The sequence below is a fragment of the Xanthomonas euvesicatoria pv. euvesicatoria genome (assembly GCF_020880415.1).
Lineage (GTDB): Bacteria > Pseudomonadota > Gammaproteobacteria > Xanthomonadales > Xanthomonadaceae > Xanthomonas > Xanthomonas euvesicatoria.
In genome coordinates, this window is sequence record NZ_JAJIUJ010000084.1 from 1 (window position 1) to 9,448 (window position 9,448).

The 9,448-nt window shown below is 67.9% G+C and carries 6 protein-coding genes; 4 read left to right on the forward strand and 2 right to left on the reverse strand.

Annotation, left to right across the window (positions count from 1 at the left end; translation table 11 throughout):
• A partial coding sequence (gene bcsZ, locus LN450_RS14085; RefSeq protein ID WP_228885020.1) for a cellulose synthase complex periplasmic endoglucanase BcsZ occupies positions 1 to 1,064 on the forward strand: 1,064 nt, incomplete at its 5' end.
• Complete coding sequence (locus LN450_RS14090) at positions 1,046 to 5,575, forward strand: cellulose biosynthesis protein BcsC (protein WP_011348563.1); 4,530 nt, start codon at positions 1,046 to 1,048, stop codon at positions 5,573 to 5,575. The genes bcsZ and LN450_RS14090, both read left to right, overlap by 19 nt.
• Positions 5,576 to 5,806: 231 nt before the next feature.
• Here LN450_RS14090 and LN450_RS14095 read toward each other — a convergent pair whose 3' ends face one another.
• Both LN450_RS14095 and LN450_RS14100 read right to left on the reverse strand, forming a co-directional pair.
• Positions 5,807 to 7,465 carry a PA domain-containing protein gene (locus tag LN450_RS14095; RefSeq protein WP_011348562.1) on the reverse strand — a complete coding sequence of 553 codons (1,659 nt, stop codon included), beginning with the start codon at positions 7,463 to 7,465 and terminating at the stop codon, positions 5,807 to 5,809.
• Entirely contained in the window at positions 7,458 to 7,883 is a 426-nt protein-coding gene (locus LN450_RS14100) for a post-PEP-CTERM-1 domain-containing protein (RefSeq protein ID WP_039418574.1), read from the reverse strand. Before LN450_RS14100 ends, LN450_RS14095 begins: the two co-directional genes overlap by 8 nt.
• A gap of 342 nt (positions 7,884 to 8,225) precedes the next feature.
• Between LN450_RS14100 and arsC the strand changes: the two genes are divergently transcribed.
• Positions 8,226 to 8,648 carry an arsenate reductase (glutaredoxin) gene (gene arsC / locus LN450_RS14105; RefSeq protein WP_011348560.1) on the forward strand — a complete coding sequence of 141 codons (423 nt, stop codon included), beginning with the start codon at positions 8,226 to 8,228 and terminating at the stop codon, positions 8,646 to 8,648.
• Between the two features lie 277 nt (positions 8,649 to 8,925).
• A complete protein-coding gene (gene def, locus LN450_RS14110; RefSeq protein ID WP_008573775.1) occupies positions 8,926 to 9,441 on the forward strand; it encodes a peptide deformylase in 516 nt (171 codons plus the stop codon).
• Positions 9,442 to 9,448: the final 7 nt, after the last annotated feature.

Consider the following 9,448-nt stretch of genomic DNA (forward strand, 5'->3'; position numbering starts at 1 on the left):
GGCCGTGGCCGCTGTGGAGCGCCTTCGTCGACAAGCACATCCAGCCCGATGGGCGGGTGGTGGATTTTCTCAATCCCGATCAACGCTCCACCTCCGAAGGGCAGTCGTATGCGCTGTTCTTCGCATTGGTCAACAACGACCAGGTGCTGTTCGACAAGGTGCTGAGCTGGACCCGCCACAACCTGTGCGGCGGCCGCCCGGATCTCCACCTGCCGGCATGGCTGTGGGGCCGCGATGGCGGCAGCGCCTGGCGCGTACTGGACGCCAACACCGCCAGCGATGGCGAGTTGTGGATTGCCTATGCGCTGCTGGAAGCTGGACGGTTGTGGAGCCGCCCGGGCTACCTCAAGGCCGGCCAGCAGATGCTGCAGCTGATCCGCACCCAGGAAGTGGCCACGCTACCCGGGCTGGGCCCGATGCTGCTGCCGGGCCGCACCGGTTTCGTCGACAACGGGCGCTGGACGCTCAATCCCAGCTATCTGCCGATCCAGGTGCTGCGTCGTTGCGCCAATGCCGACCCCAAGGGCCCATGGGCTGCCATTGCCGCCAACAGCGCGCGCGTGCTGCGTGACAGCGCGCCGGTGGGGTTTGCCCCGGATTGGACGGTGTGGGACGGCAAGACCTTCAATGCCGATCCCAAGCGCGGCAATGTCGGCAGTTACGACGCCATCCGCGTGTACCTGTGGGCCGGCATGCTGGACGCTGGCGAGCCGCTGCGCGCGCGATTGCTGAAGGACCTGTCCGGACCGGCCGACCTGCTCGCCGCGCAGCAGACGCCGGCCGAAAAGATCGACACCGCGCGCGGTGTGGGCACCGGCGCCCTGCCGGTGGGATTTTCTGCGGCGTTGCTGCCGTACCTGAGCGCACTGGGCAAGCCTGCGCTGCTCAAGGCGCAGGCGCAGCGGGTGCCCGCCGCCACGCAACCGGCCGCCGCTGCATTGCCGTATTTCGAACGCACGCTGGCCCTGTTCGGACAGGGATGGCTTGAGAACCGCTACCGCTTCGCCGCAGACGGGCGCCTGTTGCCCGCCTGGAGAACCCCTGCATGTGCCGCAACGACCTGAAGCCGTTCTACCTCGCCGGAATGCTCGCGCTGTGCCTGCTCGCCGCACCGGCAGCGCACGCGCAGACCAGTGCCGCCCAGCAGCTGGTGGAGCAGGGCAATTACTGGCACGACCAGGGTCGCGACGATCTGGCCGCCGATACCTGGAAGAAGCTGCTCGGCATCGACCCGGACCAACCCGACGCATTGCTCGGCCTGGCCCAGATCAATCTGGCGCAGGGGCGCCAGTCCGAAGCGCGCAAGCGGCTGCAGCAACTCGAAGGCGCGCATCCGCAATCGCCGCAGGCGCAGCGCCTGCGCGTGGCGATCGGCGCGCGCGGTAGCAGCAACGCGGGCGAAGATTCCAATCTGCGCAATGCACGTCGTGCCGCCTCTGCCGGGCACTATGTGGAAGCGGCGCGCAGTTACGAAGCCGCCTTCGCCGGCAAGTCGCCGCCGCCGAACCTGGCGCTGGAGTACTACCAATCGCTGGCCGGCACCCCCACCGGTTGGGAGCGCGCCCGCGACGGCCTGCGACGCCTGCAATCCAGCGACCCGGGCAATCCGTCCGTGCAGCTGGCGCTGGCGCAGGTCCTCAGTTACCGCGAACCCACCCGCCGCGACGGCATTGCGCAATTGCGCACGCTTGCCCAGCGCGCGGACGTGGGTGGGCCGGCACGCAGCAGCTGGCGCCAGGCGCTGCTGTGGCTCAACGCCGGCATGGCCGATGCGCCGCTATACCAAGCGTTTCTTGCCGGTACCCCGAACGATGCCGAAGTGGCCGCCAAACTCGGCCAGCTGCGTGCGCAACGCACGACGGCCACCACGCCGGCCGATCCCAAAGGCGCGCTGCTGGGCGAAGGCTTTCGCGCGTTGAGCGCCAACAATCTGAGCGCCGCCGAACAACGCTTTACCCAGGTCTTGCGTGCACGTGCGCGCGACCCCGAAGCGCTCGGCGGCCTGGGCTCGGTACGTCTGCGTCAGCAGCGTTTTGCCGAGGCGCAGGAACTGCTGCGACCGGCCGCGGCCAGCAACGGCAAATGGAAAAGCGCGCTGGAGAGTGCCCATTACTGGCAGCAGCTGCAGCAGGCTGAAGCGGCGCGCGCGCGCGGCGATCTGGCGCAGGCGCGCCAGCTGGTAGAGCAGGCGGTGCAGCTGCTGCCCAACGAGCCGGCCGGACACGTGGCGCTGGGCGACGTGCAGGCCGCCGGCGACCCGGTTGCTGCCGAAGCCAGCTATCGCAAAGCCTTGTCGCGCGAGGCCGACAATGCCGGCGCGTTGCAGGGCTTGGTCGGGCTGTACAGCCGCCAGGGCCGCCTGCAGGAAGCCAGCGCCTTGTTCGACCGGCTGCCGGCGGCCGAGCGCGCCAAGTCCGGTGGCCAAGCCTTGCTGCGCTCCAACGTGCAGCGCGCCCGTGCGCGTCAGTTTCTGGATGGCGGCGATGCGGTCAGCGCGCAAACCGAACTGGAAGCGGCCATGGTCGAACGCCCCGGCGATGCCTGGATCCGTCTCGACCTGGCGCGCCTGTACCAGCAGGCTGGCCGCCCGGATCAGGCGCGCAGCGTGATGGACGGCCTGCTCGCCGTCCATGGCGACCAACCCGAGGCGCTGCACGCCAATGCGCTGCTGGCGCAGGAAAGCGGCGACTGGCAGGACGCCTACGACAGTCTGGACCGCATTCCATCGGCGGCACGCACGCCGGCGATGGCCCAGCTGCGCGCCACCGCCTGGATCGAATTGCAGGCGCGTCAGGCGCGGCAGTTGGTCGCGCAGGGCCGGGTGGGCGAGGCGCAGCAGTTGCTGGCGCGTACCGAAACGGCGCTGGGCAATCAGCTCGACGATCCGCAACTGCTGGCCGCCCTGGCCGGCGCGCATGCCGACGCTGGCAACACCCAGCGCGCGCTGGTGCTGGCCCAGCGGCTGGTCACCGGCGCCAACCCGCGCACCGAAGACCGCCTGCAATACGCCAGCGTGCTGCTGCGCGCGCATCAGGACGCCGAGCTCTCGGCGGTGTTGCGTCAGCTGCAGGCCACCACCCTGACCCCGGAGCAGCTGCGCCGCTACCAACGCCTGCGCAGCGCCTACACGCTGCGGCAGGTGGATGCATTGCGTGAGCTCGGCAATCTGGAAGGCGCCTACGACGCGTTGTCGCCGATACTGGCCCAGCAGCCGGACAACCGCGATGCGCAGGCCGCGCTCGCGCGGTTGTACGCGGCCGCCGGCGAGCACCGCCAGGCGCTGGCGATCTACCAGCAGCTCCTGCAACGTCAGCCCAGCGATCTGGACACGCTCACCGCTGCCGCCAACAGCGCCGCCGCGCAATCGGACCTGCGCAATGCAGAGAGCTATCTGCAACGCGCGTTGGCGCAGGCACCGGAGTCGCCGGAGGTGCTCGCGGCCGCCGGCCGCGTGTATCGCAGTGCCGGCAAGAACCGCAGGGCCGAGCAGTATTTCCGTGCAGCGCTGGCCGCGCAGCAACGTCAGGCCGGGCAGCTCGACAATGGCCTGGCGTCTGCACGTGGCCCGGCCGCCGTCGCCGCATCCGGTCGCCCGCTCAACCCATTCTCCGGCATGACCGGCGCCATGCCGCGTGCGCCGGCGGTGCTGTCCGAACGCATGGACGCCGGCAGCGCCTACAACGATGTCGCAACCGCGCCTGCTGCATACATCGCGCCGCTCGCCATGCAGCCCAGCGCCGCACCTGTCGCGCCTGCCGCACCCGCCAATGCTGCCGCCGACATCAGGAGCGACGCGTTGCCACAACCGGTGCGCGCCAGCACCGTGCTTTCCACGTTGCCTGCGCCCGGCAGCCGCTTGCGCGCTTCCTCGCATGGCACGCTGCCGCCTGTGTCGGGCAGCGATCTGCAGCCGCGCAGCAACCTCGCGCAAGCACTGCCTGCGCGCAGCAGCGGCAACAGCGTGCTCGACGAACTGCGCGCCGTGCAGGCGGAAAACAGCGGCGGCCTTGCCGGCGGCGCGCTGTATCGCGCACGCGACGGCGAAGACGGCCTGGGCCGTCTGGACGACATCGAAATGCCGGTGCAGGCCGAATTCGCAGTCGGCGAGGGCAAGCTCGGCGTCACGCTGACACCGACCGTGGTGGATGCCGGCACGCTCGGCACCGACTACGCCACCGCCAGCCGCTTCGGCACCGGCCCGCAAAGCGCCATCGGCGATGCGCTGGCCGCAAACCGTGGCCCGATCGACACGCTGGTCGATTCGCCGGTGTATCAGCTGCTCGCCACCGAAGGCGATACCGCCGCCACGCGCGAACGCCTGCGCCGCTACAGCTTGAATACCGGCCTGTTCAATGCACTGCTGGTGGAGCACAACAACAGCAATGCCGCTGCGCTGGCGGCGTTGGCCAACGAGCCGCTGCCGGCCTACCTGCTCAGCATCAACGCCTCCACCACGCCGATTGCGCAGCTGGCACGCGACATCCTGGGCAATGCCGCGCTCAGCGAACAGCTGGGTGCAGGCGATGCGGCCGCATTGCGCGCGTTGGCCGGCAGCACGGCCGCCGCGCAGCAGACGCCGACCGGCCTGGCCGACACGCTCAATGCCATGGCCGCCAGCGGCAACGGCAGCCGCCGGCTCAGCCAGGACGACACCGGCGTGGGCGTCGGCGTGCGGTATCGCAATGGCGGTTTCAGTGCCGACGTGGGCAGCACGCCGATCGGGTTCCAGGATCACAACCTCATCGGTGGCGTGGGCTATCGCGGCGAGCTCGGTGACACCGTCAGCTGGTCGGCCGAGGCCTCGCGGCGTGCAGTCACCGATAGCGTGCTGTCGTTTGCCGGTGCGCAGGACGCGCGCAGCGGGCGCGAATGGGGCGGTGTGACCAGCACCGGTCTTTCGCTGTCGGCCACTGCCGACAACGGCCTGCTCGGCGGCTACGCCAACCTTGCCGCGCACCGCCTGCAGGGCAACCACGTGGCCGACAACGACCATCGCCAGGTCGACCTGGGCTTCTACGTGCATGCCTTGGAGACCGAGCATCAATCGCTCACCGCCGGCGTCAATCTGACCACCATGCAGTACGACAAGAATCTCAGCGGCTTCACTTACGGGCACGGTGGCTACTTCAGTCCGCAGGACTATGTGGACCTGGGGTTCCCGGTGCACTGGAGCGGGCGCACGGCCGGGCAGACGGTGAACTGGAAGGTCGACGCCAGCGTCGGTGTGCAGCATTTCAGCACCGATGCCTCGCCGTATTTCCCTACCGACCCGACCCTGCAACAGGCCGCCTACGACGCCGCATCGCTGGCCGCGCTGCTCGGTCTGGTCAATCGCTACACCGACCCGGTGTATGCGGGCGAAAGCCGCACCGGCGTGTCCTACAACCTCAGTGGCGCGGCCGAATGGCAGGTGGCCCCGCAGCTGTTTCTGGGCGGGCGGCTGACCTTCAACAATGCACGCGACTACAACCAGTTCAGCAGCAACCTTTACCTGCGTTTCGTGATGGATCGCCTGGGCGCTGCGCTGGGGCGTGCACCGCAGGTGCTGACCTCGCCGTATGCGGCGGAGCATTGAGGTGACGGCAAACCTGGTGCCTCGCTCCGAAGGCGCGCAGCAGGGGCTGCGGCGGATGCACGCAGGCGACGGGATGCCGCGCGTGCATGGGGCCGCATGCTCGCCTGCGACGAGGTGTGCATCGCCGCCACCCTGCAGGGACCGCTGGCCTGCGCGCCACAACGCGGCAGCAGATAAACGAACGGCGCCTTCCGGCGCCGTTCGCATTGCATCCCATCACGCGTTCGGCGCTTACGGACGCACCTTGGTGGCGCACACGAAGACCGCTGCCTGTTGCACGCGGCTGATCACGCCCTGGCTCTGCAGCTCGCGCGCGTGTTCGTCCATGCAGGTCAGGTAACCCAGGCGGTTGCCGGCGTTCTGCGTCTTGCACAGGCTGCTTTCGGCAGACACGTTCGCGCCTGGAATCAGGCCGCCGGTTTCCACCGTCGGGACCAGGGTGTTGCAGGTGCCCAACTTGGCCGGCCCGGTGTTCAAGGTCCAACCGATGTCGGCAAACAGCGCCGGGGTCAGGTCGATGTTCACGTGCGCCTGCACTTCCGGCGTGTCGAAAGGTTCCATCAAGGCATTGGGCTGCAGATCGGTATCGAAGTGCGAGAACGTCGAACCACCGGCCACCACGCTGGGCGAGTACAGCCGCGTGCGGCCTGCGCTGTCGGTGCCCTGCAGCAGTTGCGGATCTTCGTACAGCGCCGCAACCACCGCAGTGCTGCCCTTCAGGCGCGCGCCGTCGGCCTGCGAGACCATGATGGCGGGGATGGTGATGTCGGTGATCGGCGGTGCTGCGTTGCCCATCGTCTGTACACCGGCCGCGTTGTTGGCGACGATCACGCCCACCGCGCCGTTGAGCTGCGCATTCTTCACCTTGATCGCGAAGGCGCAGGTGCCGCGGTCGATCAGCGCCACCTTGCCGGCCACATCGGCCGCATTGACGAACGGGGTTTCGCAGCCATCGCTGGCCGATGCGGCCGCCACGCCGTCATTGACCGTTACCACCGAACGCGCCGGGAAATTGGCCGCGGTGGCCAGCGGACCGAAGCTGGCAAAGCCCACTTCGAACTTGCCCGCAGCGCTGGCCGGTGCGGTGACGCGCAGCAGCGTGCGTGGATCCAGGATCAGCGCCGCCTCGCGGTTCACGCGCGTCCCGGCCCAAACCGTACGGCCGGGCGTGCGCATCGCTTCGGCACGCAGGGCGTTGGTCATGGTCGGGTCGTCGAAGCGCTTGTTCTGGACGTTGTCGTAGGCCTGCGAGGTGTAGACGTCGGTCAGGCCGCTGCCCGAGCCCAGCACCCCGGTGGTCTTGTTGAGAAAGCCCGCCGCGCCCAGACCGTGGCCGATCTCATGCATCACCACGTTGAGGAAGTTGATCTGGCCTTCGGGCGTCTTGCCGTCCAGGCCCAGATACCAGCCCGAACCGGCCAGGCAATCGTCCTTGCCCAGGTCGCCGTTGAACTGCGAAAACACGTCGGCCGGATCGGCCGGATCCGGCACCAGGTCCTGCCCGGCGATCGCATCGCCCAGCGCGGACGGATACAGCGTATCGACCTTGGCGCCGGGGAAGTTGTTGACGATCCAGTTCGGGCCGGCCTGGCCCAGCGTGCCGCCGGTGGCGGTACAGGTCAGCCGTGCGAACGAGGCATACACCTTGATCTTGACATTGCTCTGCAGCACCGCGCCCCAAAGGTCCATGGCGTACTGGTACGCGATGCGGCGTTGCTCGCCGATCGTGCGGCCCGGGTTGCCGCCCAGCGGTGCGGCAGCGGTCGGGTCGTTCAAACCGACCACGGTGCCGGCATCGCCATTGATCAGCGTGACATTGGCTGCCCGGGCGTGCAGCGGTGCCAATGCGGCCGCCACGGCCAGGGACAACAGCAACAAGGGCTTATTCATGCGGCAGCGCTCCGTGCTCGGCGTGGGTGGGTTGGGTGGTGTCGGCGTTGTCGCTGTGTTCGATGACGATGCGTCCATCGGCCTGGCGGGTTGCCGTCAGCGAACTCATTTGGGTGGCCGGCAACTTGCGCGCCACGGTGCCATTGGGCAGGCGCCGCTCGGTCGCGCGCGCGGCCGCTTCGGTCTGCGGAACCGAGCTGCGTGCGGCGCTGCTGCGTGCTGCGGAGGCCGCTGCAGCCGCCTGCTGATCCAGGGCCGCGCTCTCGGCGTCGGTCAGCGGGCGCAATTTGCCGGTGGCAGGGTCGATACCGACCTTGGAACTGCTGGTAGCTGCTTCCTGCGCTGCAGCGATCGCCGGCAGGCATGCGACACACAACACACCGGACAGCATCCATCCGGGCTTGCGAAAGCTCATCATCGTTGGGGTTTCCTTGGGTCCAACAGGGGAAAAAACGCCGTGCTGACACCGGCGCTCGGGAGAATCCTTCCATTTCAGTCTGTTCATGACTGAATCATGAATCCGTGATTCGTGTCAATCTTTTGACACATTCGCCGTCGAATGCAAGCGGCAACCTGAAAAAGTTATCGGCAGGGTTGCAGTCTGGGAGTTCACCCCCAGCACCGTCGCCAAGGCGCCTGCACACGCCGTGGCCAGCGTTCGGCACGCCCGGGCGCCACTCGTACACTGGCCGGTCTGGGCGTCGTTCGGTCATCCGTTGCCGGCGCCGCCATCTACCAGCCAACCCAGCGCCAGGCCACCATGCACGCCGTCATCTACCACAATCCCGGTTGCGGAACCTCCCGCAATACCCTTGCCCTGATCCGCCACACCGGCATCGAACCGCAGATTGTCGATTACCTGCAGCATCCGCCAAGCCGCCAGACGCTGCAGGCGCTCATCGCCGCTGCCGGCATCACGGTCCGCCAGGCCATGCGCCAGAAAGGCACGCCCTATCTGGAACTGGGACTGGACGATCCCACCCTGGACGATGCGGCGTTGTTGAGCGCAATGCTCGCCCATCCGATCCTGATCAACCGCCCATTCGTCCAGACCACGCGCGGCACGCGCCTGTGCCGCCCCTCCGAATTGGTGCTCGACCTGTTGCCGCCGGCCACGCACGGCTTCATCAAGGAAGACGGCGAACGCGTGCTGGACGAGGCCGGTCAACGCATTGGCCGCTGACATGTTTGAGCCGGTTCAACCGGCGCCAAGCCGGTGTTGCGCCATCACGCTGGCCGCAGCGCTGGCGATAGATGCAGTGCGCCTATTCACGGCGCGATGAACAAGCCTGCTGCGCGCACCGTGCGCTGGCGCGAGCGTTGCCCGGTGCCGTCATGCACAGCCCGCGGCAGCGACCGCTCGTACACTGCAGCGCCTGCGGACTATTGTACCGCCCGGCGCTTCGCTACCGGGTGGCAGCCGCCCTAGAATCCACGCCACGATCGTCAGGAGCACCCGCATGATTCGCGAAATTATCCGCATGGGCGACAAGCGCCTGCTACGCGTGGCACCACCGGTCAGCAACCTGGGCAGCGCCGAGTTGCACACGCTGGTGGCCGATATGTTCGAAACCATGGACGCTGCGCGTGGCGTCGGTCTGGCAGCACCGCAGATCGCGGTGGATCTGCAATTGATGGTGTTCGGTTTCGACGCCAGCGAGCGCTATCCGGAAGCGCCCGCAGTGCCGCGCACGGCCCTGGCCAACGCGCAGATCGAACCGCTGTCGGAAGAAATGGAAAACGGCTGGGAAGGCTGCCTGTCGATTCCCGGCCTGCGCGCAGTCATTCCACGCTATCGCTTCATTCGCTACCGCGGCTTCGCACCCGACGGCACTCCGATCGAGCGCGATGCCGAAGGTTTCCACGCACGCGTGGTGCAACACGAATACGACCATCTGGTCGGTCGCCTGTATCCCTCGCGCATCGAAAATTTCGACACATTCGGTTTCGAAGACGTGTTGTCTTACGACCTGTAGCAGGTCC

Bases quoted from the DNA above. Each gene is read 5' to 3' on its own strand.
- LN450_RS14090 (WP_011348563.1), top strand. From the start codon at position 1,046: ATGTGCCGCAACGACCTGAAGCCGTTCTACCTCGCCGGAATGCTCGCG.
- LN450_RS14095 (WP_011348562.1), bottom strand. From the start codon at position 7,465: ATGAATAAGCCCTTGTTGCTGTTGTCCCTGGCCGTGGCGGCCGCATTG.
- LN450_RS14100 (WP_039418574.1), bottom strand. From the start codon at position 7,883: ATGATGAGCTTTCGCAAGCCCGGATGGATGCTGTCCGGTGTGTTGTGT.
- arsC (WP_011348560.1), top strand. From the start codon at position 8,226: ATGCACGCCGTCATCTACCACAATCCCGGTTGCGGAACCTCCCGCAAT.
- def (WP_008573775.1), top strand. From the start codon at position 8,926: ATGATTCGCGAAATTATCCGCATGGGCGACAAGCGCCTGCTACGCGTG.